23 protein-coding genes are annotated in these 22,875 nt (G+C 67.6%); 6 read left to right on the forward strand and 17 right to left on the reverse strand.

Features of this window, described 5'->3' with window-relative positions; all coding sequences use genetic code 11:
• The first annotated feature begins 26 nt into the window (after positions 1 to 26).
• Positions 27 to 1,709, forward strand: a complete 1,683-nt coding sequence (locus VH569_RS07760; protein WP_423314819.1) for a tetratricopeptide repeat protein — start codon at positions 27 to 29, stop codon at positions 1,707 to 1,709.
• A 10-nt stretch (positions 1,710 to 1,719) separates the two neighbouring features.
• On the opposite strand, the gene lhpI is transcribed toward VH569_RS07760, so the two are convergent.
• Complete coding sequence (gene lhpI, locus VH569_RS07765; RefSeq protein WP_423314820.1) at positions 1,720 to 2,652, reverse strand: bifunctional Delta(1)-pyrroline-2-carboxylate/Delta(1)-piperideine-2-carboxylate reductase; 933 nt, start codon at positions 2,650 to 2,652, stop codon at positions 1,720 to 1,722.
• 212 nt (positions 2,653 to 2,864) lie between these two features.
• Here lhpI and VH569_RS07770 point away from each other — a divergent pair, with 212 nt between their 5' ends.
• Both VH569_RS07770 and VH569_RS07775 read left to right on the forward strand, forming a co-directional pair.
• Positions 2,865 to 3,422, forward strand: coding sequence for a helix-turn-helix domain-containing protein (locus tag VH569_RS07770; protein ID WP_423314821.1), 558 nt, complete (start codon positions 2,865 to 2,867; stop codon positions 3,420 to 3,422).
• A gap of 138 nt (positions 3,423 to 3,560) precedes the next feature.
• On the forward strand, positions 3,561 to 5,870 hold the full coding sequence (locus tag VH569_RS07775; protein WP_423314822.1) for a tetratricopeptide repeat protein: 2,310 nt from the start codon (positions 3,561 to 3,563) through the stop codon (positions 5,868 to 5,870).
• Positions 5,871 to 5,886: 16 nt separating this feature from the next.
• On the opposite strand, the gene VH569_RS07780 is transcribed toward VH569_RS07775, so the two are convergent.
• The 11 genes from VH569_RS07780 to VH569_RS07830 all read right to left on the reverse strand — a co-directional run bounded on the left by VH569_RS07780 (position 5,887) and on the right by VH569_RS07830 (position 15,714).
• Positions 5,887 to 6,165 carry a hypothetical protein gene (locus VH569_RS07780; RefSeq protein ID WP_423314823.1) on the reverse strand — a complete coding sequence of 93 codons (279 nt, stop codon included), beginning with the start codon at positions 6,163 to 6,165 and terminating at the stop codon, positions 5,887 to 5,889.
• Positions 6,155 to 6,775: an RNA polymerase sigma factor gene (locus tag VH569_RS07785; protein ID WP_423314824.1), complete on the reverse strand. Its 621-nt coding sequence runs from the start codon at positions 6,773 to 6,775 to the stop codon at positions 6,155 to 6,157. Before VH569_RS07785 ends, VH569_RS07780 begins: the two co-directional genes overlap by 11 nt.
• A 34-nt stretch (positions 6,776 to 6,809) precedes the next feature.
• A complete protein-coding gene (locus VH569_RS07790; RefSeq protein WP_174469383.1) occupies positions 6,810 to 7,289 on the reverse strand; it encodes a flagellar protein FliS in 480 nt (159 codons plus the stop codon).
• A gap of 38 nt (positions 7,290 to 7,327) precedes the next feature.
• Complete coding sequence (gene fliD, locus VH569_RS07795) at positions 7,328 to 9,010, reverse strand: flagellar filament capping protein FliD (protein WP_423314825.1); 1,683 nt, start codon at positions 9,008 to 9,010, stop codon at positions 7,328 to 7,330.
• Positions 9,011 to 9,176: 166 nt separating this feature from the next.
• Entirely contained in the window at positions 9,177 to 10,001 is an 825-nt protein-coding gene (locus tag VH569_RS07800; RefSeq protein WP_098736547.1) for a flagellin, read from the reverse strand.
• Between the two features lie 121 nt (positions 10,002 to 10,122).
• A complete protein-coding gene (locus VH569_RS07805) occupies positions 10,123 to 11,028 on the reverse strand; it encodes a flagellin (RefSeq protein ID WP_423314826.1) in 906 nt (301 codons plus the stop codon).
• 11 nt (positions 11,029 to 11,039) lie between these two features.
• On the reverse strand, positions 11,040 to 12,797 hold the full coding sequence (gene flgK, locus VH569_RS07810) for a flagellar hook-associated protein FlgK (RefSeq protein WP_423314827.1): 1,758 nt from the start codon (positions 12,795 to 12,797) through the stop codon (positions 11,040 to 11,042).
• Positions 12,798 to 12,832: 35 nt separating this feature from the next.
• On the reverse strand, positions 12,833 to 13,381 hold the full coding sequence (locus VH569_RS07815; RefSeq protein ID WP_423314828.1) for a hypothetical protein: 549 nt from the start codon (positions 13,379 to 13,381) through the stop codon (positions 12,833 to 12,835).
• Positions 13,382 to 13,481: 100 nt separating this feature from the next.
• Positions 13,482 to 13,739 carry a hypothetical protein gene (locus tag VH569_RS07820; protein ID WP_423314829.1) on the reverse strand — a complete coding sequence of 86 codons (258 nt, stop codon included), beginning with the start codon at positions 13,737 to 13,739 and terminating at the stop codon, positions 13,482 to 13,484.
• A 4-nt stretch (positions 13,740 to 13,743) separates the two neighbouring features.
• Entirely contained in the window at positions 13,744 to 15,054 is a 1,311-nt protein-coding gene (gene flgE / locus VH569_RS07825) for a flagellar hook protein FlgE (protein ID WP_423314830.1), read from the reverse strand.
• Positions 15,055 to 15,090: 36 nt separating this feature from the next.
• Positions 15,091 to 15,714 carry a flagellar hook assembly protein FlgD gene (locus VH569_RS07830; protein ID WP_423314831.1) on the reverse strand — a complete coding sequence of 208 codons (624 nt, stop codon included), beginning with the start codon at positions 15,712 to 15,714 and terminating at the stop codon, positions 15,091 to 15,093.
• Between VH569_RS07830 and VH569_RS07835 the strand changes: the two genes are divergently transcribed.
• Positions 15,713 to 15,967, forward strand: a complete 255-nt coding sequence (locus tag VH569_RS07835) for a hypothetical protein (protein ID WP_247879627.1) — start codon at positions 15,713 to 15,715, stop codon at positions 15,965 to 15,967. The two genes, VH569_RS07830 and VH569_RS07835, sit on opposite strands and share 2 nt — an antisense overlap.
• Positions 15,968 to 16,054: 87 nt before the next feature.
• Here the strand turns inward: VH569_RS07835 and VH569_RS07840 are convergent, their stop codons facing one another.
• Both VH569_RS07840 and VH569_RS07845 read right to left on the reverse strand, forming a co-directional pair.
• Positions 16,055 to 16,564, reverse strand: coding sequence for a hypothetical protein (locus tag VH569_RS07840; RefSeq protein WP_423314832.1), 510 nt, complete (start codon positions 16,562 to 16,564; stop codon positions 16,055 to 16,057).
• A gap of 172 nt (positions 16,565 to 16,736) precedes the next feature.
• Entirely contained in the window at positions 16,737 to 18,860 is a 2,124-nt protein-coding gene (locus VH569_RS07845; RefSeq protein ID WP_423314833.1) for a 3-hydroxyacyl-CoA dehydrogenase NAD-binding domain-containing protein, read from the reverse strand.
• 224 nt (positions 18,861 to 19,084) lie between these two features.
• On the opposite strand from VH569_RS07845, the gene VH569_RS07850 reads away from it, so the two are divergent.
• Together VH569_RS07850 and VH569_RS07855 are read left to right on the forward strand one after the other, a co-directional pair.
• Positions 19,085 to 19,870, forward strand: coding sequence for an SDR family oxidoreductase (locus VH569_RS07850; RefSeq protein WP_423314834.1), 786 nt, complete (start codon positions 19,085 to 19,087; stop codon positions 19,868 to 19,870).
• A gap of 56 nt (positions 19,871 to 19,926) precedes the next feature.
• Positions 19,927 to 20,208 carry a GNAT family N-acetyltransferase gene (locus VH569_RS07855; protein ID WP_109048488.1) on the forward strand — a complete coding sequence of 94 codons (282 nt, stop codon included), beginning with the start codon at positions 19,927 to 19,929 and terminating at the stop codon, positions 20,206 to 20,208.
• Here the strand turns inward: VH569_RS07855 and VH569_RS07860 are convergent.
• The 3 genes from VH569_RS07860 to VH569_RS07870 form a co-directional block, all read right to left on the reverse strand.
• Positions 20,205 to 20,891, reverse strand: coding sequence for a cupin domain-containing protein (locus VH569_RS07860; protein WP_423314835.1), 687 nt, complete (start codon positions 20,889 to 20,891; stop codon positions 20,205 to 20,207). The two genes, VH569_RS07855 and VH569_RS07860, sit on opposite strands and share 4 nt — an antisense overlap.
• Positions 20,888 to 21,475, reverse strand: a complete 588-nt coding sequence (locus tag VH569_RS07865; RefSeq protein WP_423314836.1) for a sigma-70 family RNA polymerase sigma factor — start codon at positions 21,473 to 21,475, stop codon at positions 20,888 to 20,890. The genes VH569_RS07860 and VH569_RS07865 overlap by 4 nt, the downstream gene beginning before the upstream one ends.
• 139 nt (positions 21,476 to 21,614) lie before the next feature.
• The gene (locus VH569_RS07870; RefSeq protein ID WP_423314837.1) at positions 21,615 to 22,853 is read right to left on the reverse strand and encodes an MFS transporter; all 1,239 of its coding nucleotides are present in this window, start codon (positions 22,851 to 22,853) and stop codon (positions 21,615 to 21,617) included.
• Between the last annotated feature and the right edge of the window lie 22 nt (positions 22,854 to 22,875).

Genomic DNA, 22,875 nt, shown 5'->3' on the forward strand with positions numbered 1-22,875 from the left:
CGGAGCAATGGGGGGAAGGGACGGACATGGATCTCGGTCAGATCATCCGCAGTCACCAGCAGGGTGATCTGACACAGGCGGAGGCGGGATACCGCGCATTCCTGACGGCCATGCCCGGCCATCTCCAGGCGCTCCAGATGCTGAGCCTGCTGCTGATGCAGACCCGCCGTCCCGCCGAGGCCGCCGACCATTTCCATCAGGTGGCGGCGGCCCAGCCCGACAGCCCGGATCAGTGGGCCAATTATGCCAGCCTGCTGCGCGGGGCCGGCCGACCGGAGGATGCCGAATATGCCTGCCGGCGGGCCCTGGCACTGGCGCCGGCCCATGTGGCGGGGGCCTACAATCTGGCGAACCTCCTCGCCGCGCCGCCGCCTGCCGGTACCGGATCGCCCCTGGAGTCGGCCGGCTGGTACCAGCGCATCCTGGCCGTGGCGCCCGACCACAAGCAGGCGCGGAACAATCTGGAGGTTCTGCGCCGCAAGGAGGCCGGCCGATTGGAGGTCGCCGCCCGCCGTGTTGTGGCGCTCGACCCGCAGTCGGTGCGCGGACATGACGCCCTCGCCCGGCTGCTCCAGTACCGCAGCGGGCTGCTGGACTGGACGCCGGGGAAGGCGATGACGCTCGATCTCGGTCTGGCGGTGAAGGCCTTCGATCATCTGCACCGGGTCCAGACGGTCCATCCCGACGAGCCGGGCAGCCTGCGCCTGTGGCTGGCGCTGGCGCTGGCGCTCGACCTGTTTCAACTGGGTGCTCTGGACGACCGGCGGCTTTCATGGGCGGCACGGGCGGCGTGGCGGCACCTGCGCGGCGATCCAACGGATGCCCTGGCCGCCTCGATTGTGGGTTATCACGTCTATCGCCGGGGACGCCTGACCCTTGCATCGAAGTTGCAGATGAGATTCGCCGCCCGTTTTACGGATGCGGAACTGGACGGTGCCGGTGAACTCGGCTCCTGGTCGATGCTGCGGGCGGACGATGCGTTCTTCGAACGCTTGCCCCCGCTGGACAGCATCATCGCCCGGCTGCCGGACATGACCATCGTGGCGGATCTGCCGGAGGGCAGCGGCCCGGTCATCATGGTGAGCGGCGACGAGACCTATGTGCGCCGTTTCGGACCGGACCTTTTCCGATCCATCGGTGAGTGCAGTCCCGGCGCGTCGGTCGTGCTGAACGTGGTTTCGCCGACGCCGTCGCTGTTGGGGATGCTGGGCGAATGGCGCCGGCTTTATCCGCTGTCCATCGGCCTGTCGACCGAGCAGCCGGACTTCACCGCCTCGTCCCACGCGCAGCGCGTCACCTATTACGCCTGCGCGCGTTTCATCCGCGTCCAGCAATGGCACCGGCATCTTGGCCGGCCGTTGATTCTGGTCGATCTGGACGCCACCACCCGCAGCGATCTACGGACGCTCGCCAGGGACATGACCGGCTTCGATCTCGGCATCCTGCACGACCGGCGCCGGCGTGGACCGTTCCGCGAGGTTCCCGTCGGTTTCGTCTATTACAACGACACCCCACTCGCCGGGCAGTATCTGGCGACGGTGGCGGCCTATATCGGCCATTTGCTGCTGGAGGGCCGGCCGCAGTGGATGCTCGACCAGACCGCCCATCTGGCCGTGCTGGACTGGTTGGGCCGCCATCGGCCGGACCTGCGCATCCACCGCTACGACTTCCAGAATTTTCCCCACTGCGCCTTCATCGGCGAGAAATAGCGCCGGCGCCTCACGCCGGAACGCGGCTCCTCAGCGCACAGCGCGCGGCGGCGAGGTCCCAGGCGGCGCAGCCGACGCTCTTGAACAGGCGGGGCCTGTCGGTCAGGGCGGTGCCGTCCTGCGCCTTGGCCAGCGCATCGGCCAGCGAGCGTCCGGTCGTCCAGTCGAAGCCGGCCTGGATCAGGTCGCCGGCCTCATGGCGCGCGCCGGCTGGGTCGTCGATGAAGACGTCGCTGCCATGGATGGAGGTTGGACCGTACTCGGCCATCTCCGGCTTGAAGGCGCCGACGCCGACCAGCAGTCGGTCCGGCCGCGGTGCTTCGTCATAGACCGGCACGAGGCTGGTCGTCAGGGTGATGACGACGTCGACGGCGGGGTCTACCGCCCCGGAGGCCGGACGCAGATCGATCCCCGCCACGCCGGAGGTTCGGCAGAAGGACCGGCAGGTGTCTTCCCGCCGGCCATGCACGTCGACCCGGATGCCGGGGTAGAGCGATGCCAGCGCCTCGACATGATACGCGGCCTGCTTGCCGGTGCCGATCAGCGCGACATGCTGCGGAGGGCGCAGGGCGAGCGTCCGGATCGCCAGCATCGACACGGCGGCGGTGCGGCGGCCGGTGACCGTCGGCCCGTCGAGGATCGCCAGCGGGGCTCCGGTGGCGCCGTCATAGGCGGCGACCACGCCATGGATGGTCGGCAGCCCGAGCGCCCCGTTCCCCGGACAGACATTGACCAGCTTGTGGATGCCGATATCCCCGGCCGTCGCCGGCATGGACAGGAGGACGCCATTCTGCGGCAGCGGCAGGACCTGCCGTTCCGGGCTGTGGATCCGGCCGGCGGCATAGTCGCGGGCGGCATCGGCGATGGCGTCGCACAGGGGAGCGAAAGGCAGGAGTTCGGCCGTTTCCGCGGGCGACAGCATGGACAGGGCGGCTGTGGTCAAGGCGGTGCTCTCCTCGCGACGGATGGGCGTCAGGGACCGTCACGCTATATGCAGCCCGGACGATGCGCCACAAAATTTTCGTATAAGAAAAATTTCCGCCGGCTATACTCCGTCGGCCGGCCGAGCCGGTTGCATCAAGTCGGGAAGACAGCGTGGGCGGATCATCACAGCGAACCGGCCGGGACGGGGCAGGGTCGAACGGCGCCGCGGGCATGCTTGCGCCGACGCTGAAGCGCCTGCGGGCGGCCGCGCAGCTGACGCTTCAGCAGCTGAGCGAGCGGTCAGGCGTCTCGGTATCGACCCTGTCGAAGATCGAGAACGGGCAACTGTCGCCGACCTACGAGAAGATTGCCGCACTGGCCTCCGGCCTGGGGGTGGAGGTGGGGGTATTGTTCGGTCAGGTTGCGAAGCCGACCCCGCTGGGCCGCCGCAGCGTCACCAGGGCCGGTGGCGGCGCGGTGCACGAGACCGACCAGTACCGGTACGAGGCGGTGAACGCCGACCTGCCCGACAAGCGGTTCGTGCCGCTGGTGACCACGATCAAGGCACGCAGCATCCAGCAATTCGGCGAGCTTTCCCGCCATGATGGCGAGGAGTTCATCTATGTGCTGGAAGGAGAGGTGACGGTTCACAGCGATTACTACACGCCCCTGACCCTGTCCAAGGGCGATTCCTGCTATTTCGACAGCGCCATGGGGCATGCCTGCATCTCGGGTGGCGAGGGGGATGCGCGGGTTCTCTGGGTCTGCTCGCACACCTCGCTCGCCTGATACATCGAGGTATGGACAGCAGCGGAAAAGTTGCAGACCCGCGCAGGAGTCCGATGTCGGCACCGTAACAAGGAACAGACGCGGCCCCGGATGCCCCAGGATGCCGCTGACCAGTTCATTTGACGGAACGGCGACGACATGGACGGGAACGCGACACGGCGTACCGACGGATTGCTGCGCCTTGCGGTCCAGCACCACAATGCCGGACAGACCGAGCGGGCGGAGCGTTTCTATCGCGAGATCCTGCGGATCGACCCGACGCATGGCGACGCCGCCCATCTGCTGGGCCATATCGCCTTTCAGGATGGGCGGCGCACCGACGCCACCCGTCTGTTCGACACCGCGGCGCGCTCCAACGCGCTGGTCGGATCCTATCATCTGGCATTGGGACAGGCTCTGATGGAGGAGGGGCGGGTGACTGCGGCGTTTGCCAGCGCCCGCCGGGCTCTCGCCGTCAACCCGGACGACGCCGATGCGCTCTGTCTGCTGGGCGCCATCGCCGGGCGGCAGGCGCGGCCGGTGCCGGCCCTGCGCTGCTACCGCGCGGCGGCCCGCCTGGTGCCGGGTGCGGCCGAGCCGCGGCTCGGCATGGGCCGCGCGCTGGAGGATCTGCGGCAGGCCGGTGCCGCCATCGGCTGCTACCGCCTGGCGGCGAGGCTGCGGCCGCAGGATGCCGCCACCCGTGTCACTTTGGCCAACGCATTGCGCCGCTGGGGTGCGGTGGCCGAGGCTGCCACCGCGTATCGTGAAGCCATCGGGCTGGGGGCCGATACCGGATCGGTCTGGGCCAATCTGGGTGCCGCGCTCCAGGGAACGGGCCGGCTGGCCGAGGCGGAAAGCGCCTATGGCGAAGCGTTGCGGCGCCAGCCCGACCACGCCGAGACACGCAACAATCTGGGTCTGCTGCTGCATGCGCTGGGCCGTCACGCAGAGGCGCGCGGGCGGTTCCGGACCGCACTGGCTCTCGATCCCTGCCATGTGCCGGCCCTCGTCAATCTCGGGCTGGCGGAGGCCGCGCTCGGCGAGTATGGCCGTGCCGAGCGCTGGCAGCGCCGTGCCATCGCCCGCGACCCCGGCCAGGCGGAAGCCTGGAACAATCTCGGCAACGCCTGCAAGGCGCAGGTGCGCCCGGTGGAGGCGGAAGCCTGCTGGAAGCGGGCGCTGGCGCTCAACCCCGCCTTCGCCGATGCGCTGGGCAATCTCGGCGCCGATCTCTCCGACCGCGAAGCCTTTGCTCCAGCGACCGTGCAGGTGCGCCGTGCCATCCGGCTGATGCCCGGTCATGCGCCTATGCATGCCGTTCTGGCCTATGCGCTGAATGGCGCCCAACGGCCGGTCGAGGCCGATGCCGCCTGCCGCCGGGCACTGGCGCTGGCCCCGTCGCTTGCCGACCCGCTCTGCACCCTGGGGCTGGCGGAGCAGCGGCAGGGCCGTGCCGATGCCGGCCGCTGGTTCGAGCGTGCGGTCGCCGCCACCCCCGGCCATGCGCTGGCCCGCTTCAACCGCGGCCTGCTGTCGCTGGAGCGCGGCGCGCTGAGCGCCGGCTGGGCCGACTACGCCTTCCGCTTCAAGGCCGGCCGCGTCCGTCCGGAACGGCGCTTCACCATTCCCGAATGGACAGGCGAGCCGCTGGCCGGCAAGCGCTTGTTCGTCTGGCGTGAGCAGGGGGTGGGCGACGAGTTCCTGTTCGCATCCTGCTATCCCGACCTGATCAAGATGGCGGGGCATGTGGTGATCGAATGCGAACGCCGGCTGGTGCCGCTGTTCGCCCGCTCCTTCCCGAAGGCGACCTTGCGGGCCGAACAGCCGCCCTGCGGGCTGATGGAAGCCGAGACGGTCGATTGCGACTATCACATCCCCGCCGGCTCGGTCCCCCGTCTGCTGCGGGAACGGCTGTCGGCCTTCCCGACGCGGTCCTGCTGGCTGTTCGCCCAGGGTGGCCGCGTCGCCGACTGGCGCGAGCGGCTGGACGGTGCCGGCGACAACCTGCGTGTCGGCATCAGCTGGCGCAGCCAAGTGATGACCGCCGACCGCCGAAACGCCTATCTGCCGCTGGATGCCTGGGGCTCGGTCTTCTCCGTGCCCGGCGTCACCTTCGTGAATTTGCAATATGACGAGTGCCAGCGCGAGATCCTGGCAGCGGAACGCCGGTTCGGGCAGCCGATCTATGGCTGGACCGGGCTCGACCTGCGTGACGATTTCGAAGAGACGGCGGCACTGGTCTCGACACTTGACCTCGTCATCGCGCCGGCGAATTCGGTTGCGGAGCTTGCCGGTGCGCTGGGCGTGCCGGTCTGGCGCTTCGGTCACCGCGACTGGACGCAGCTCGGCACCGCCGGGCGGCCCTGGTACCCGTCGATGCGCCTGTTCCAGCCGCTGGGCGGCCAGGGGCTGGAGCAGGCGCTTGAGCGCATTGCGGCGGAGCTGCGCCGGGTCGTGGCGAACTGACGGCTATATCAGCCGGCTACATCAACCGGGGCGGCTGATCGCCATCCTCGTCGAAGCCGCGGTCGGACGGCGGCAAACGGAAAGCCGCGGCAAAGATGCGGTCGGCGAGACCGGGCGGCGGGCGGTCTTCGGAATGGCCCAGCGCCAGTTCCATCGTCACCATCTCGTCCAGCATCGCCTGCGCCTTGACCGAACGCAGAAGAAGGCGCCGCGCGTCCCTGGCCGCGTCGGTCGGCCAAAGGGCGAGGTCGCCTCCATGACGATCAAGCCGATCGCGAAACTCCTCATCCGTCATCGAAGGAATCCCTGGCCGCCTGCGCACTGGCGCGCAGAAGCAGCCGGAGCTGCTGGCGCGCGCGTTTCAACAGCGACTCTACAGCACCTATGCTGATTTGCATAACGCTGGCGATGTCGGCGTTGCTTAAATTCTCGTAATAAAACAGGGTCACGGCCGCGCGCTGCTGCGGAGTCAGCCTGTCCTGGGCCTCCAGCAGCCGGGCGGCGACCTGCCGGCGATGGATGGTGCTGACCGCATCGGGCGCTCTGTCCGACGGCTCCGCCACGGTTTCCAGATCCTGGCCGACCGGCCGCCGCTTGTGGTCGATGCAGCGGTTCACCACCACCCGGTAGAGCCAGGTGGTGAAGCGGGCGCCGCCGTCGTCGCTCCATTGGCTGCGGCGCTGCCAGACCTGGAGGAAGGCGTCCTGCACCACATCCTCCGCCTCCGCCTCGTTGCCGGTCAGGCGACGGGCCAGGGCGTAGGTGCGCTTCAGGTGGCGATGAACCAGCGTCCGGTAAGCCGTCTGGCTGCCGGAGCGGATTTTCGCCATCAGTGCTTCGTCGCTGTCCTCGTCCGCAGGGATGATGACGCCGGAGGTTGACCCCCGGCTCAGATCCCCGGACATGGAGCGCCCGGCACCGGAATCCTCGCAAGGACGGTCAAGCCGAGAGTCCGCCATTTGCATGATCCATCGTTCTCCCGACGACGGATGCATGCGGCCCTTTGGCCGTGGCACCGACGACAGTGGATGGCCCGCCGCGTTCTGCGGCCACGGCCTGCCAAGCCTTCAGCATGAAGGACGTCTGGCGGATGAGCGAGTCACAGGCCGCAACCGGATCCGTCCGGCTGGCGGCGGCGCCGGCCTGCGCGATCAGCCGGTGGTAGAACCGGCGAAGCGTCAGCGCGACATCCTCATTTTTGTCGAAAACCAGAATGGAATCAAGGCCCGCGAACACCATGACCGCGTTTCGGATTGCGGTGTGGTGCGCTTCGAACCGGCGCTCCGCGGCGGCGTCGCGGGCGGCGTGCAAATGGGTCATCGCCCGCTCGTACAGCCGCACCACCGCCGTCAGCGGCGGCACCGCGCTGTTGGCGACGGCATAGGCGTTCAGGGCCTTCGAATAGGCGGAATTGCGCATGGCGCCAAATCCTTATCGTTGGATGGACTTGACCAGTGTCAGCTGTCGCTGCTGCTGTCCTTGTAGGTCAGCTGTTTCAGCAGCAGCGCCGCCTGTTCCGCCGCCGCCTCCAGCCTGGCGTAATAGGCGGTCAGGGTGCTGCGGTAGGTCTCGGCCTTGGTCTTGATGTCGGTGGACCGGCTTTCCAGCTCGGTGTCCCGGGTTTCCAGATCGTCGATGGCGGTGGCGAGGTCGCTGCCGTAGGTGGCCGACGCATCGTCGATGACGCCGAACAGCTTGTCGGCCAGCCCCTGCGAGAAGTCGATGTCCACGCTGCCGCTGTTGCCGGAATAGACCAGCACGATGCCTTCATAGGCCGAGCCGGTCGCACCGATGATGCGGTTGCCGCTGACGGTGAACAGGCTGCTGTCGCCGCCGACCGATGCCGAGGCCAGCGTCCCGTCGTCTCCGCGTACGATGTCCAGCGTGAAGGACAGCGCCGAGGCGCTGCTGGTGTAGCGCAGCAGCGACATCTGGCTGGAGGACGAGGTCATGTTCAGGCCGAGCAACTGCTTGACTGAGTCGATGTCGCTGCTGAGGATGCTGTTCAGCGTGTCCTCGTCCAGCTCCAGCTCGTTGGAACTGTTGAAGCTGATGCCCAGCGAGGCCATCGACAGAACCGTGCCGTCGTCGGTGGTGATGGAGGTGTTGAGCGCGCTGTTCACCGACCGGACGATCTGCCGCAGCAGGCTGTCGGAAAACAGCGTGGCGTCGCTGGAGGCCGTGCCGTCGCTGGTGGTCGCCTGCTGCGTCACCACGAAGTCGCGGTATTCGTTGTAGGCGTCGACGAAGCCGGTGATCGCCGACTTGATCGAGGACAGGTCGGTCGACACCTCCATCGAGATCGCCGTGTCCGGGCTGGCGCTGTAGAGGGTCAGCGTCACGCCTTCGATGGCGTCGTCGATGGTGTTGGAACTGCGGGTGATGGTGACGCCGTCCACCTCCACGATTGCCTTCTGCACGGCGACCAGCTCGTTCTTGATGGCGCCGTCGCTGTCGGTCAGCCCGAGCGACGAGAGGACGCCATCGCCGCCGTCGGTCATGGAAATGGTCTGGCCGGTGTTGTTGGAGGTCAGGATCAGCTGATAGCTGCTGTCGCTGACCTGCACGATGCTGGCGGTGACGCCGCTGGTCGATTTGCTGGCGTTGATGGCGTCGCGCAGGTCGGTCAGGCTGTCGTCGCTGTCCATCGCGATGGTGACGGCGCTGCCGTCGGCCGCCTGGAGCGTGAAGCTGCCGGAATATCCCAGCGCGCTTGTCTTGCTGGCGACGCTGTCCGCCGCGATCTTGTGCTTGGTGGCGAGCTGCTGCACCACAACCGAATAGGTGCCGACCTCCGTATCGTCGTCCACCGCGGCGCTGAACACGTCGTCGTCGCCGACATAGGCGGTCCGCTGACCGAACAGGTTGGAGGACGCGCCGGTTGAGACGCTGCGGTTGCGCAGTCCGTCGATGGCGTCGCTGACCGCCTGCAGCTTGTCCTGAAGGTCGGTATAGGCGGTGATCTTCGCTTCGTTGGCGGTGATCTTGGTGTCGATGCGGTCGGCCTTGGCCAGCCGCGCGTTCACCTTGGCCTCGATCAGCAGGGAATAGTCGATGCCGGTGCCGGAATCGCTGGAGGACAGCGCCGAATAGCCCGTCGTCGCGGCCGTGCTGGAGGTGGTGGAACTGACGGTGGTCATGGCAAGGCTCTCCCGGTTCCGGCCGCGGCGGGCGCGGCGGATGGCACGGCGATGCGGGGTTTTGCGGCGCTGACGATGGAAGGAAACGGCCGCCGGCGGGGCGCGCCCCACGAGTGTGTGAGGCTGTGCGGGACGCGGCACCCTTGCCCGGCGGCCTTGCGAACCGTCAGCGGAGAAGGGAGAGCAGATTCTCGGGCATCTGGTTCGCTTGGGACAGCACGGCGATGGCGGCCTGGGTCAGGACCTTCTCCGATGCCAGTTTGGATTGCTCCTCGGCCACGTCGACGTCCATGATCTTGGACTGGGCGGCCTCGGTGTTCTCGATGGTGGTGTCGATCATGTCGCTGCGGAATTCGAAGCGCGAGATCAGCGCGCCGACGTCGGCGCGGGCGTCCGACAGGGTGGTGACCGCGGTGTCGAGCGCCGTCAGGGCGGCGGCGGCGGTGGCCGACGTGCCGACATCCAGCGTGTTGATGCCAAGCCCCGTCGTGGTGACGCCGGCGATCTGCACGGTGATGTTGTCGTTCGACGTGGTGCCGACGCGGAAGGAAACGCCGGTGGACCAGTTGGTCGCGCCGTCGAGCAGGGATTCGTCGTTGAAGCGGGTGCCGGACGCGATGCCGTCGATTTCATCCTGCAACTGCTGGAATTCGGCGTCGAGGTAGGAGCGTTCGTTGTCGGTGACCGAGCCGGACAGCGACTGGGTGGCGAGCGAGCGCATGCGCTGCACGATGTCGGAGATGCTGGACATGCCGCCGTCGGCGGTCTGGAGGATGGACGATCCGTGCGAGGCGTTGGTGGCCGCCTGGTTCAGCACCGTGACGTCGGATTTCAGCGAGGTGCCGACGGCGAGACCGGCGGCATCGTCCGACGCCTTGGTGATGCGCGAACCGCTGGCGATCTTCGAGACCGAGTCCGACTGGTTGGTCGAGTTGATGTTGAGGTAACGAAGGGCCGAGTTGGAAGCCGTGTTGGTCGAGATGACGGGCATGATGTGGTCTCCTGATCGAACCGGGCCGTTTCGGCGACCCTCACTGGGACTCACGGGGCAGGCGGCGAAAGCTGGCGGACTTTTTCGATGGGAGTAGCGCTTTTTTGTGGAGCCCCGACCCTCACAGATATTTGGACAGGTTGTTCTCTGCGAGGATCTTCATCAGGCTCATGGTCGCCTCCAGCGAGGCCTGGAGCTGCGACAGTTTGGTGGTGGATTCGGCCAGATCGACGCTGCGGATGTCCTCCACCTGGGTTTGCAGCACCAGCTGCTCGTCCACATGGCGGTCGATGGTGTTCTCCAGCGAGGAACTGGCGGCACCCAGCTTGGCCTGGACGATGGACAGCCCGTCGGTGGCGTCGGAGGCGAGCTGCGTCGCCTCGGCCAGCAGATCGGTGTCGACCGGATCGGTCGACATGTTGGCGATCAGGCTGAAGGCGCGCAGGGCTTTTTCGAAGGCCGGCTGGTCGGCGGTGACGCCGTAGGACAGCACGAAATCGTCGGCGGCCTGGAAATGGGCGACGGTGGAATCGCCCTGGTAATAACCGGTGTCGGCACTGGAGGGATAGGTCGCCGCGCTGTAGCTGTCGAGTTCGACCGCCGGCTGGTCGGTGCGCCCGCCGGCGAACAGATAGCGGCCATCCTGCCGGGTGTTCAGCAGCCCGCCGAATTCCTCCATCAGCTGGCCGGCCTCGGCCACCACGCCTTCGACGCCGGCCGCGTTGTTGCCTTGCAGGCCGGTGATCAGTGCGCTGAGGCGGGAGGTCAGGTCGGACATGCCGCCGACGGCATCGTACATCGACTGGATGCGGCCGTTCACGACCTCGCCCTCGTCGATATACTGTTCCAGCCGGCGGTAATGGCTTTCGAGATTGACCAGCCGGCCGCTGTCCGAGGCGATGCCCTTGTAGTCGGTGGAGTTCAGCCCGGATGCCGATCGGACCTGTTCCGCGGCCACCTTGGCCTCGGCCTTCATCATATAATGGACGAGCGTGTTCTGATGGTTGTAGGTCGCGACCCGTTCCATCGCGGTCTCCTCTACTGGACCATGTCGAGCGCCGTGCTGAACATCTCCTGCAACGTCTTCATGACCGCGGCGGCGGCCTCGTAGGCGGATTGCAGGGTGGAGATCGCGGCGGTCTCCTCGTCGACATTCACGCCGCTCTGCGACGAGAAGGTCGATTCGAGGCTGCTGGTGTAGGTTTTCTGGCTGTCGTAGGCGGTGGATGCCTTGTCGGCGAGCGTCGCCGCCCCCTGGATCACCGCACCGGCGTAGCCGGCGAAGCTCGTGCTGCGGGCGCTCAAGGAGCCGGCGGCATCGAAGTCGTAGCTGGCGGAAAAGGCCGCCGACAGCGCCTTCGCCGCCGACCCCTCGCCACTGGTCAGCGCCGTGTCGCCGGCGGTCAGCCCGCTGGCGGAGGACAGGGCGCCGGTGGCGAGAAGGCTGCTGTCGCCGGCGATGCGGGTCGCCACCTTGATGTCGGAGGCCCCGGTGCCGGTCAGCAGGTCGTTCAGGCCATAGGCGTCGGAGAAGGCGCCGGTCGTGCCGTCGTTGGCGTCGCCGCCCAACGCGATGCCGTTGCCGGTGCCGGTGGCGGAGATGACCAGCTTGCCGTCGGCGGAGATCGAGGCCGAGGCGCTGCTCATCGTGTTGATGGCATCGACGACGTCCTGAAGGGTCGATTGGGTCGACAGGTCGATATCGAGAACCTCCGCCGCCGTGCCGGAACTGTCGGTGACCGCGACGCGTAGCGTGCCACCGGTCACCTTCAGCGCGTCGCTGGCCGAGACGGTCTCCGTGCCGGTCAGGCTTTGCGGGGCGGGGTAGGAGGAGCCCTGGTTCTGGATGGCGTTCAGCCTGTCCATCATGGTGGTCGCCAGCTCGTCCAGGCCGGCCTGCTGCGCCGGCAGGTCGGTGTCGCGCAGTTGAACCAGCGCGCCCAGCGAACCGCCGAGCGACGAGCCGGTGACGTCCACCCCGTTCAGCATGATGCCGCCGAAGCCGCTGCTGCCGCTGGCGCTGTACACCGTGCTGGTGGTGACCGAGGCGGCCGGCGTGTAGGACAGCTCATGCACCTTGGTGTCGAGCAGCGACTTGCCGGAGGCGGTGGAGATGCGCATCAGCCCGCTATCGTCGACCTGATAGGTGACGTCGATGGACTTGGACAGGCTCTTCAGCGCGGTGTTGCGCTGGTCCTCCAGGTCGGTGACGTTCTGGCCCAGCACCTTTCCCTTCACGATCCGGTCGTTGAGGGAATCGATGCCGCTCAGCGTCTCGTTGATGGTGTCGACGGTGGTGGCGATCTCGTCGTCGGCCTGGGCGCGCAGCGATTGGATGGACGAAGAGGTGTTGCGCAGCGTCTCCGCCAGATCCGACAGGTCCTGCACGGTTGCGGCCTTGGCGCTCTCGCTTTCGGGGGAGGTCGCCAGCGTGCCCAGCGTGTCGGCCAGCGCGTCGATCATCGACCCGATGTCGGTGCCGCCGCTGTCGTCGTCGCTGACGCTGCCGAAGGCCGACTGCATCTGGTCGAGATAGCTGTTGCGGGTGTCGGTGTAGCCGAGGTCGGACTGGGCCGAGACGAGCGTCTTCAACAGATAGCGGTCGACGTTGCTGCTGACCGCGGTGACGTCGACGCTAGCGACGTTGACGCCGGTGTTGCGGGTGACGTTGGACGCGGTCTTGCGGGTGTAGCCGTCCGTGTCGGCATTGGCGACGTTGGAGGAGGCGACGGCGATCCCGACCTCGGACGTGCGCAGCGCCGATGAGGCGATGGAACTGGCGACGCGAAGCGACATGGCGGGCCTCCTTTCCGGTTATCCGTTTGATACCGTCAGGCCGTCAGGCCGACGACATGGCCGGTGGTGCGCATCGCCACCCGTGCGCCATAGCGGGCGCCGGGGCCATAGGCGACGCCATAGACGCCGGCCGGCGCGGTGGACGCGGCGCGCAGGGCGGCGCCGATGGCGTTCTGGCGGGCGCGGTGGACCCTGATCTGCGCCTCCATCTCCCGCATGCGGGCGGCCAGCACCGGCAGGACCCGGTCGGCGGCGGCCTTGGCGGCGCCGCGCACGGCAGGGGCGACGCGCTTGCTGCGCGTCTGCGCCAGCGCATCGGCCAGCCGGTCCTTCCAGCTCCGCAGCAGCGTCTGCATGTCGCCTGCCGCCAGCAGCGCATCGCGCGGCCGCCCCTCGCGCACCGCCGCCTCGGCGCGCGTCGCGGCGCGGTCCAGTTCGGCGACGAAGGCCTCCAGCACCTCCACCGCATCGACGCGGAGGAAGACGGTCGGGGTATCCGGCGTGCCGCTCTGGGCGGGGGGCTGGGCCTTGGTCAGAACGGGCTTCGGTGGTGCGGGCTTGCGCAGGGTCTGCTTGAGGGCCATGGCGATAGCTCCGGGTTTTGGATGTCTGGTTCCACGGCAGGTGGTGTGAAAACTGGCGGGGATTTTTGAAGGGAGCGTCGGCTTCGATTGCCCGCTCCCACTACCGCCGCGTCGCCATCGCCCGCCCGTAGGCGCTCATTGCGGTATTGGCGACCCGGCCGCGCTGGATCCGGGCTCCCAGCGCCCGCTTCTCCACATCCAGCCCGTCGATCAGCGAGATCAGATCGTCGGCCATCGCCAGCCGCTCGGCCTGCGTGGCGGTTCTCGCCAGCAAGGCCCGCGCCTGGACCGTCAGCCGCCGGTGCTCTATCAGCAGGGATTCGGCGCGGGCGAAGCGCTCGTCGGGTGCGGCGGCCATGGCGTCAGCGCTTCATCGAGATCAGCGTGTCGATCATGTCCTGCGCCGTCGTCATCACCTTGGACGCGGCGGAATAGGCCTGCTGCGCGACGATCATCCGGCTGAACTCGTCGGTCAGCTCCACGGTGGAGCTTTCGAGCGAGCTGGCCTCGATCTCGCCGGCCTTGCCGTCGCCGGCGGTGCGCAGCTGGTAATTGCCGGACTCGTAGGTCTGGGTGTAGGTGCTTCCGCTCTCGCTCTCCAGCCCGTTGGAGTTGGCGAAGGTCGCGATGGGGATCTGGTAGATCGCCCGCGTCTCGCCATTGTCGAAGGTGGCGCGCACCACGCCGCTGCTGTCGATGGTGGTCCCGGTCAGGGTGCCGGGCTCGTAGCCGTTGCCGGTGGCGGTCCAGTCGCCGATGGCGGCGGTGCTCTCGCCCGATGCGTATTGCGTCAGCCCGGTCGTGCTGTTGGCGCTGCCGAGCGACATCGTCACCGTGCTGTCGCCGGCGCCGGTGGTCCAGCCGCCGACCGAAAAGTCGATGGCCGAGGGATCGACGCTGGTCGTGGTGCCGCTGCTGTCGGTCTGGGTGGCGCTGGCGAGCGAGCCGTCGCTGTTGAAGGAGATGGAGATCGGGAAGCCGGAGATCGTGCCGGTCGTGGTCGTGCCGTCGGCCGAGCCGGTCGGATCGGACGCGCTGAGCGACCACGCGTTGTCGGCCGTCTTGCTCCAGGTCATCGTCACCGAATGGCTGTTGCCCAGGGCGTCGAACAGTTCCACGTCGGTGGTGAAGCTGTCGCCGGTCGCGGCGTCGGACGGCAGGTTGGCCTCGATGTCCAGCGTCGAGGTCGCCTTGGGCGTGCCCTTGATGCTGGTCAGGTTGATCGCCTGCAGGCTGTCGGTGGAGGTCTTGTTGCCGGCCTTGATGGTGCCGTCGTCGCCCACCGCCCAGCCATAGAGGTAATAGCCCTCCGAATTGACCAGATTGCCGTTGGAATCGGTGGAGAAGGAGCCGTTGCGGGTGAAGTAGGTGCCGCCGCTCGACGTCTTGTCCGACACGACGAAGAAGCCGTCGCCGTTGACCGCCATGTTGGTGGTGGTCGCCGAGGACTGGATTTCGCCCTGGCGGCTGACGCTGCGGGTGTTGGACGCGATGACGCCGCCGACCTGCTCGTCCACCGTGGTGGTCTTGTTGATGTAGGAGGTGAACTCCGTCACCGTGCCCTTGAAGCCGGTGGTGCTGGAATTGGCGATGTTGCTGGAGATGCTGGCGAGCGCCTTGCTCTGGGCGGTCAGCCCGGACGTGGCGCTGTACATTGCGCTGGTGAGGCTCATGGCGGCACCTGTCTTTCGAATTGTCCGGGGGAGGGATCAGGAAACCGTCAGCACCTTGTCGGCCGACAGGCTGACGCCGCCGACATTCAGCACCGCCGTGCCGGACGAGCTGTCCACGGCGGTCACGGTGCCCTTGAAGCGGGTGGCGGTGTCGATGGCCTTGCCGTTGGCGTCGAGCGCGGTGACCGACAGGGTGTAGGTGCCGCTGCTGTAGCTCTTGCCGTTGGTGCCGACGCCGTCCCAGGTCACCTCGTGCGTGCCGGCGGCGGTGGAGGAGCTGACATCGCTGTAGACGGTGTTGCCGCTGGAATCGGTGATGGTCAGCTTGACCGAGGACGCTGCGGAATCGAGGTCGTATTCCCAGCTCGCCTCGCCGTCCTGCAATGGCGTGGTGGATCCCTCGGCCTCGACCGTCTTACCGTAGTAATTGACGGCGCCGCTGCCGGACCCGAGGGAGGACGACAGGGTGCTGCTGAGGTCGGACACCGTGCTGTTCAGCTCGTCGAGCTTGTCGTTGATCGACATCTGCTGTTCCAGCCCGGACAGTTGGACGAGCTGGGTGGTGAAGGTGGTCGTGTCGACCGGGTTGGTCGGGTCCTGGACCTCAAGCTGCTTCATCAGCAGTGTCAGAAATGTCTGATAGCTGTCGGTCGCGCTCATGGCTGACGAGCTGCTCGACGTGGACTTCGTCGACGTCGTTGACGTCGTTGCGCTGACGGAATCGACCAGCATCGCCTTCTCCACCCAATCGCGGCCCGTTCGCGGAATCCGGGCGGGATTTCGCGGCGGTTCAGGCCGATGGCTTTTCGGGATGGGCGGCGGGCTGGCGCCGCCCCGTTCGTTCTGTGGCTATCCACGGAACGGCGGGCGAAAGCTGGCGCAGATTCTTCCGGGAAAATTCAGATGGACATAAAAAGCCCCGGCGGGACGGGTCCGGCCGGGGCGAAAAGGCAATTGAGACGACGACGACTGCGGAAATGAAGCGGTTACGACAGGACGGTTACGAGGCGTGGCGCAGATCGGCGGAACCGGGGGAGGTCGGCCGCCTGTGCGCCACGGTAGCGGGGAAGACCAGGACAGACGGGCGGCGGTCGGACACCTGAAGGGCATCCGCAGGCTCCCGCCCGTTCAACAGCCACTGGTAGGCGGCGGCGATGGCGACCCGGTCGCGTCCGTCCGCGGACAGCACGCGCAGGCCGGCAGCCATTTCCCCATTCGAACCGCTGCGGCGAACCGCATCGCACAGCGCATGGCCGAGCCGGAGGTCCGACACCAGAACCGCACTGTAACCGGCCTGTGCGACGACCGATGCCAGGGCTCCCAGATGGGACGGCGGCAAGGGGGAATTGCCGACCTCCCGCAGGTCCAGGAACAGAGTGCGGCCGGTGCCGGCACCGGACAGCGCGTTGCGCAACGTCCCGAGCCAGACGGAGGGAGGAACGTCACGAAGGCCGCTGCAGGCGACGGCGTGGAGACCCCAGTCGGTGGCTGCGACGGTCATGTCCTTCATGCTTTTCCCCTTCGGTGTGGTCCGGGTTCCTCGGGTCAGGTCCGCTCCGTCGATCCCGTCGGCTGGGGGGCCGGTAGGGGGCAGCGGGGCATCCCTGACGACAGAGTATAGGGGATATTGCTAACAATCAGTAACGGAAACTAGTTTCCGGTTTGAAATCCACATTCCGGCGTCAGCATCCGATGGCCCGGCCTTCGGCGGCACATTGCAGAAGCAAAGCCGACGGCCGCCATTGCGGGCCGCCGATGTCGCGGTGGTAACGCTGGACCGCCTCGGCGATCTTGCCCAGCCCTTCTTGGTTTGCCCAGAACAGCAGGCCGCCGCGCCAGGACGGGAAGCCGTAGCCGTGCAGCCAGATGGCGTCGATGTCCACCGCACGGGCGGCGATGCCCTCCTCCAGGATTTTTGCCGCCTCGTTCACCATCGCATAGAGGCAGCGTTCGCGGACCTCCGCGTCGCTGACCGGACGCGGGACGATGCCGCGGCGGCGGCGGTCCTCCTCGATCACCGCCGCGACCTCCGGATCGGGGATCGGGACACGGCTGCCGGGTTCGTAGTGGTAGACGCCGGCCGAGGTCTTCTGGCCGTACCGCCCACGCTCCGCAAGGGTGTCGAGCCAGTTGGGCGACTGCGCCTCCGGATCGCCGGCCTTGCGCCGCTCCTCGCGGATGCGCCAGCCGACATCGATCCCGGCAAGGTCGGTCATCGAGAAATGGCCGAGCGGGAAACCGAACTCCGTCAGCACGCGGTCGACCTGTTCCGGGCTGGCGCCTTCCTCGACCAGGGCCATCGACTCCCGGCCGCGCTGGTGCAGGATGCGGTTGCCGACGAAGCCGTAGCAGACGCCCACCGCCACGCCGACCTTGCCGATCCGGCGTGCCAGCCCCATCGCCGTCGCCAGCACCGTGTCGGAGGTCCTGGCCCCGCGCACCACCTCCAGCAGGCGCATGACGTTGGCCGGACTGAAGAAATGCATGCCGAGCACGTCCTGCGGCCGGCCGGTCGCCGCGGCGATGGCGTCCACGTCCAGCGTCGAGGTGTTGGTGGCGAGGATCGCCCCCGGCTTGCAGGTCCGGTCCAGCGTCTGGAAGATCGCCTGCTTGACCTCCATGCTCTCGAAGGCCGCCTCCACCACCAGATCGGCGTCGGCCAGTTCGTCGTAGGACAGGGTGGGGTGGATCAGCGCCATCCGCTCGTCCAGCTGTGCCGCGGTCAGGCGGCCCTTGCGGAGGGTGGAGTCGTAATTGCGGCGGATGGCGGCGATGCCGCGGTCCAGCCCGTCCTGCGCGCTGTCGACCAGCACCACCGGAATGCCGGCATTGGCGAAGCACATGGCGATGCCGCCGCCCATGGTGCCGGCGCCGATCACGCCGACCTTGCGGATGTCGCGCGTCGGCGTGCCGGCCGGCAGGCCGGGGACCTTGGCCACCTCGCGCTCGGCGAAGAAGGCGTGGATCAGGCCGGCGCGCTGGGGCGAGTCCATGCAGGCGAGGAACAGCTCCCGCTCACGCGCCGTCCCCTCGTCGAAGGGCAGGGTGACGGCGGCCTCGACCGCGTCGACGATGCGGTGGGGGGAAAACAGGTGCGGCTGCCGCTTGGCAAGCTCGGTCCGCTTCGCCGTGAACAGGGCGGGATCGGTGCCGGCGATGCGGTCGGTACGGGCACTGACCGGCTGCGGGCGGCTCCCGTCGGCCAGAAGCCGTTCGGCGGCACGCAGGCCGGCCTCCAGGGGGGAGGTGCCGTCCTCCACCGCATCGACGAGGCCGAGGGCCAGCGCCTCTTCGGCACCCACCGGATCGCCGGACAGGATCATGTCCAGCGCCTTGGCCGCCCCGACCAGCCGCGGCAGCCGCTGCGTGCCGCCGGCCCCCGGCAGCAGGCCCAGCTTGACCTCCGGCAGGCCGAGCTTCGCCGATTTCAACGCGACGCGGAGATGGCAGGCCAGCGCAACCTCCAGCCCGCCGCCCAGTGCCGTGCCATGGATGGCGGCGATCACCGGCTTGGCCGCCGCATCGAGGCGGGCCACCACCTCCGGCAGGGTCGGCGGGGCGGAGGGCTTGCCGAAATCCCGGATGTCGGCACCGGCCATGAAGGTGCGGCCGGCGCAGACGATCAGCAGCGCCTCGGCCCCGTCGTCGGCCAGCCCGGCGTCCAATGCCGCAACCAGCCCGCTGCGCACGCCATGACCGACGGCGTTCACCGGTGGGTAATCGACGGTGATGACGCCGACTTTGCCATGGCACGCATACTGGACAGGATTGGGCGGAACCGCTTCAGTCTGGGCGGGCGACGGCATCGGCACTCTCCGAAAAGCCAAAGGTCCGGGTTGATCCGATCACAGACGGCAGTGCGGATCGGAGGCCGGTGGATCGTCAGTCTAGCAGACAGTTCAACTGAATCAAGTTTTCGGAATTTAATTCCTATATACGGAATTTGAGCAGCGCGGCTTGCCCATTGGGAACCGAACGGCGCGGCCACGGGTTGGCATTCGCGTCGAAGGTCACTGGCTGGAGTTGGGTTATGGATTTGACGGGGAAGGTCGCACTGGTCACCGGTGCGGGGTCCGGGATCGGTAAGGCGTCCGCGATACGCTTCGCCCAGTCCGGCGCCTCGGTCGGTGTGCTGAGCCACACCGCGGACGAGATCGCGAAGACCGCCGAGGAGATCCGTGCCACCGGTGGACAGGCGATTCCCCTGACTGCGGATGTCGGCGACGACGCGGCGATGCGGCAGGCCACAGAGCGGCTTGTGGAGGAGTTCGGGCGGCTCGACATCGTCTTCGCCAATGCCGGCATCAACGGTGTCTGGGCGCCCATCGACGACCTGACGCCGGACGAATGGGACCGCACCATCAACACCAACCTGCGTGGCACCTACCTGACGCTGCACCATGCGGTTCCGCACCTGAAGAAAGCGGGCGGCGGCTCGGTGATCGTCACCGCGTCGATCAACGGCACGCGGGTGTTCAGCAACACCGGCGCCACCGCCTATTCCTGCACGAAGGCGGCACAGCTCGCCATGGTGAAGATGCTGGCGCTGGAACTGGCGCCGAGCCGCATCCGCGTCAACGCCATCTGCCCCGGCATCATCGAAACGGACATTCCCGACAATACCAGGATGCGGAATATCGAATCGGTGAAGACTCCCATCGAGTATCCGCAAGGTAAGGTGCCCCTGACCGGCGGCAAGTCCGGCGACAGCTTCGACGTGGCGGAGCTTGCGCTGTTCCTGGCGTCCGACCGCGCGAAGCACATCACCGGCACTCCGGTCTGGATCGACGGTGCGGAATCCCTGATGGTCGGCTGACGATCCGCACTCCCGCGGCTCGGCCGCAAAACCGAACAACCAAGGCGAAGGACACCATGAGCTTGCACGAGAAGGTGCGGAAGAACGAGGAACTCGGCCGTTATGAGCTGACGGTGGCCGGCTCCACCGCGCTGGTCACCTACGACATGCGCGATGGCAAGATCGCGCTGACCCACACCGAGGTGCCGGGTGCCCTGACCGGCCAGGGGGTGGGGTCGGAACTGGCGAAGGGCACGCTGGACGACATCCGGGCGCAGGGCCTGAAGGTGCTGCCGCTCTGCACCTTCATCGAGTCTTACATCAAGCGCCACCCGGAGTATCAGGACCTCGTCGGCTAAAGCGGATTGCCGTCCTCGTCGAGGAAGATCAGATCGCCGTCCAGCAGGAAGAGGCAGATGCAGTCTTCCTCGCTGGCGCCGCGGGCATAATGGTCGGTGCCGGCGACATAGTGGGCGACGTCGCCAAGCCCGTAGCTGCCATATTCGTCGCGGAAGGCGCCGCGCAGGACCAGCAGCAGTTCGTCCGCAGTGTGGCGGTGCGCCGGAACCGGGGCGCCCGAGGCCATGCGAAGAAGGCGGATCGTCGTGCCGGACATCGTCGTGCCGGACAGGGTGCGCTCCCAGCCCGACAGCCAGACCCCCTTGGCGATCTCCCGCCAGGACCCGTCATCGGTCGGCGTGTCGATGGCGTCCGGCAGCCAGCTGCGCAGCGGTTCCGGCACCGGACATCCGCATGTCCGGCCGGTGGCGGGCGGCTCGATGGGGGCCGGCTCCGGCGGCGTCCGCGTGGCGGTCAGCAGCCCGTCCATGCGGTCCAGCAGCGCATCCAACCCATCGTGACCGGCGCAGGGCAGCTCTTCGAACCAGTTCCCGCACAAGGCTTCGTAAGATGCGACGCGCTGGCGGCACTCCGGGCAATAGGCGAGGTGGGTCGCCACCAGCAGGGACTTCCCGGCCCGCTCCTGCCCGCTGGCGTAGCCGATCAGAAGCTGGTCGTCCGGATGATGGAGCGGCACCGTCACGCCTTGTCCCTCATGCTGCGTTTCAGATGGCTGAGCGCGAGGCGCAGCCGCGTCTTAACGGTTCCCAAGGGCACCTCCGTGTCCTCGGCGATCTCTTCATGGGTCTGTTCGAGAAAATACGAACGGCGCAGCACCTCGGATTGGTTCTCCGCCAGAGTTTCGATCGCGTCCTGAAGCTGGCGGCTGCTCTGGACCATCTGGGCGGTCTCCTCGGGCGTGGCGAAGGAGGCGGGGGTCATCGCCGGATCGTCCGGGTCGGGGGCCGGGCGCATCTCCTTGCGCAGGCGGTCGATGCGCCGGTTGCGGGCGATGGTGAACACCCAGGTGCCGACGGTCGCCTGGGCCGGATCGAAGCTGGCGGCCTTCAGCCAGACCGTCAGCATCACGTCCTGGACCAGTTCCTCCGCCGTGCTGCGGTCGGCGCCGAGCTTCAGGCAATAGTGCAGGATCTTCGGCGCGAAATGGCGGAACAGCGCAGCGAAAGCCGTGCGGTCGCGATCCTGCGCCACCGCATGGACCAGCCCGCCGAACTGGTCGGCATCGGCCCGGTCGGCATCTGGACTCCCTGCCCCGTCCTTGTTCAACGTCCCCGGCAAAAGGGGCCCACGCGTAAACGGCATTCAACCACCAGTCAGCATTCCAGCGGGCGGCAGCTTATCCTGAACTTCTTAACGGAGCATTCCCGAAAATCGTCAGTGTACCATTGGTCCTTTGGGTGTGCTCTTAGCGTGCTCTCAGCGCACTCATGGGATCCAGGGGCGAGACGGTGGGCGTGGTCTGGGGCAGGGGGCGGAAGGCGGCCTGCGCCTCGGCGGGCAAAGGCGGGCGCATGCGGGTCCGCCACAGGCCATAGAGGGTGGCGCACAGCGCGCCGCCGGTGACGAAGCTGAAGAGCCCGGCCGGCCCGGTGGCGATCATCAATGCCGACGCCACCGGCGGGCCGATGATGGCGCCGACGGAATTGGCCAGGATCAGGCCGCCGCTGGCCGACACCATGTCCTCCCGCCGGACGTAATCGTTGGTGTGGGCGAGGCAGACCGGATAGAGCGTGAAGGCCAGTCCGCCGAACAGCGGCGCCACCAGCATCAGCGCCAGCGGCTGGTCCAGCCCGGCGGCGGCGATCATGCCCAGGCTGGTCAGCGACAGGGAGGCCGACAGGCCGATGATGACGCTGCGCCGGTCAAAACGGTCCGACAGCCGGCCGAGCGGCCATTGCAGCGCCATGCCGCCGAGGATCAGCGCCGACATGAACAGCGCCGTGCCCGACACGCCGAAGCTGGAGGAGGCGCCGAACACCGGGGCCAGCCCATAGATCGACCCGGTGATCGCCCCGCTGATGAACACCCCGGCCACCCCCAGCGGCGAGCTTCGGTAAAGCCGCTTGATGCCGAAGGAGGAGACGTTCGGCAATTGCGGCGGCGTGGTTCGCGTCAGGGCCACCGGCACCAGCGCCAGCGTCAGCAGGATCGACACGATCATGAACAGCCGCACGCCGGTCTCGTCGTCCAGGCGCAGCAACTGCTGCCCGACGCCGGAGGCGCCATAGAGCGTCACCATGTAGGCCGACAGCAGCTGCCCGCGGCTTTCGTTGGTGGCGGTGCCGTTGAGCCAGCTTTCGATGCACATGTAGAGACCGGCCATGCAGAATCCCTGCGTCAGGCGCAGCAGGGCCCAGAGCGGCGCATCGACGAACAGCGCGTGCGACAGTGCTGCGACCGACACGACGGAGGCGAAGGCGGAGAAGGCCCGGATATGGCCGACGCGGGTGATGATCCGATGCGCATAGAGCGATCCCAGCGTCAGCCCGCCATAATAGGCCGCGGTGATCATCCCGACCGCCGTCGCACCGGACGCCGTCGCCGACAGCCTCAGCCCGATCAGGGTCGACATGGCTCCGTTCGCCAGCATCAGAAAAGCGACCCCCAGCAGAAGCGAGGCGACCGAACGCACAACCGGTGGCATGCCTTGAATCCTCCGCCGCCGT

The organism is Azospirillum sp. 11R-A (genome assembly GCF_049472615.1).
In the GTDB taxonomy this organism is placed as follows: domain Bacteria; phylum Pseudomonadota; class Alphaproteobacteria; order Azospirillales; family Azospirillaceae; genus Azospirillum; species Azospirillum palustre.

Bases quoted from the DNA above. Each gene is read 5' to 3' on its own strand.
- VH569_RS07760 (WP_423314819.1), top strand. From the start codon at position 27: ATGGATCTCGGTCAGATCATCCGCAGTCACCAGCAGGGTGATCTGACA.
- VH569_RS07770 (WP_423314821.1), top strand. From the start codon at position 2,865: ATGCTTGCGCCGACGCTGAAGCGCCTGCGGGCGGCCGCGCAGCTGACG.
- VH569_RS07775 (WP_423314822.1), top strand. From the start codon at position 3,561: ATGGACGGGAACGCGACACGGCGTACCGACGGATTGCTGCGCCTTGCG.
- VH569_RS07780 (WP_423314823.1), bottom strand. From the start codon at position 6,165: ATGACGGATGAGGAGTTTCGCGATCGGCTTGATCGTCATGGAGGCGAC.
- VH569_RS07785 (WP_423314824.1), bottom strand. From the start codon at position 6,775: ATGTCCGGGGATCTGAGCCGGGGGTCAACCTCCGGCGTCATCATCCCT.
- VH569_RS07790 (WP_174469383.1), bottom strand. From the start codon at position 7,289: ATGCGCAATTCCGCCTATTCGAAGGCCCTGAACGCCTATGCCGTCGCC.
- fliD (WP_423314825.1), bottom strand. From the start codon at position 9,010: ATGACCACCGTCAGTTCCACCACCTCCAGCACGGCCGCGACGACGGGC.
- VH569_RS07800 (WP_098736547.1), bottom strand. From the start codon at position 10,001: ATGCCCGTCATCTCGACCAACACGGCTTCCAACTCGGCCCTTCGTTAC.
- VH569_RS07805 (WP_423314826.1), bottom strand. From the start codon at position 11,028: ATGGAACGGGTCGCGACCTACAACCATCAGAACACGCTCGTCCATTAT.
- flgK (WP_423314827.1), bottom strand. From the start codon at position 12,797: ATGTCGCTTCGCGTCGCCAGTTCCATCGCCTCATCGGCGCTGCGCACG.
- VH569_RS07815 (WP_423314828.1), bottom strand. From the start codon at position 13,381: ATGGCCCTCAAGCAGACCCTGCGCAAGCCCGCACCACCGAAGCCCGTT.
- VH569_RS07820 (WP_423314829.1), bottom strand. From the start codon at position 13,739: ATGGCCGCCGCACCCGACGAGCGCTTCGCCCGCGCCGAATCCCTGCTG.
- flgE (WP_423314830.1), bottom strand. From the start codon at position 15,054: ATGAGCCTCACCAGCGCAATGTACAGCGCCACGTCCGGGCTGACCGCC.
- VH569_RS07835 (WP_247879627.1), top strand. From the start codon at position 15,713: ATGGCTGACGAGCTGCTCGACGTGGACTTCGTCGACGTCGTTGACGTC.
- VH569_RS07830 (WP_423314831.1), bottom strand. From the start codon at position 15,714: ATGAGCGCGACCGACAGCTATCAGACATTTCTGACACTGCTGATGAAG.
- VH569_RS07840 (WP_423314832.1), bottom strand. From the start codon at position 16,564: ATGAAGGACATGACCGTCGCAGCCACCGACTGGGGTCTCCACGCCGTC.
- VH569_RS07845 (WP_423314833.1), bottom strand. From the start codon at position 18,860: ATGCCGTCGCCCGCCCAGACTGAAGCGGTTCCGCCCAATCCTGTCCAG.
- VH569_RS07850 (WP_423314834.1), top strand. From the start codon at position 19,085: ATGGATTTGACGGGGAAGGTCGCACTGGTCACCGGTGCGGGGTCCGGG.
- VH569_RS07855 (WP_109048488.1), top strand. From the start codon at position 19,927: ATGAGCTTGCACGAGAAGGTGCGGAAGAACGAGGAACTCGGCCGTTAT.
- VH569_RS07870 (WP_423314837.1), bottom strand. From the start codon at position 22,853: ATGCCACCGGTTGTGCGTTCGGTCGCCTCGCTTCTGCTGGGGGTCGCT.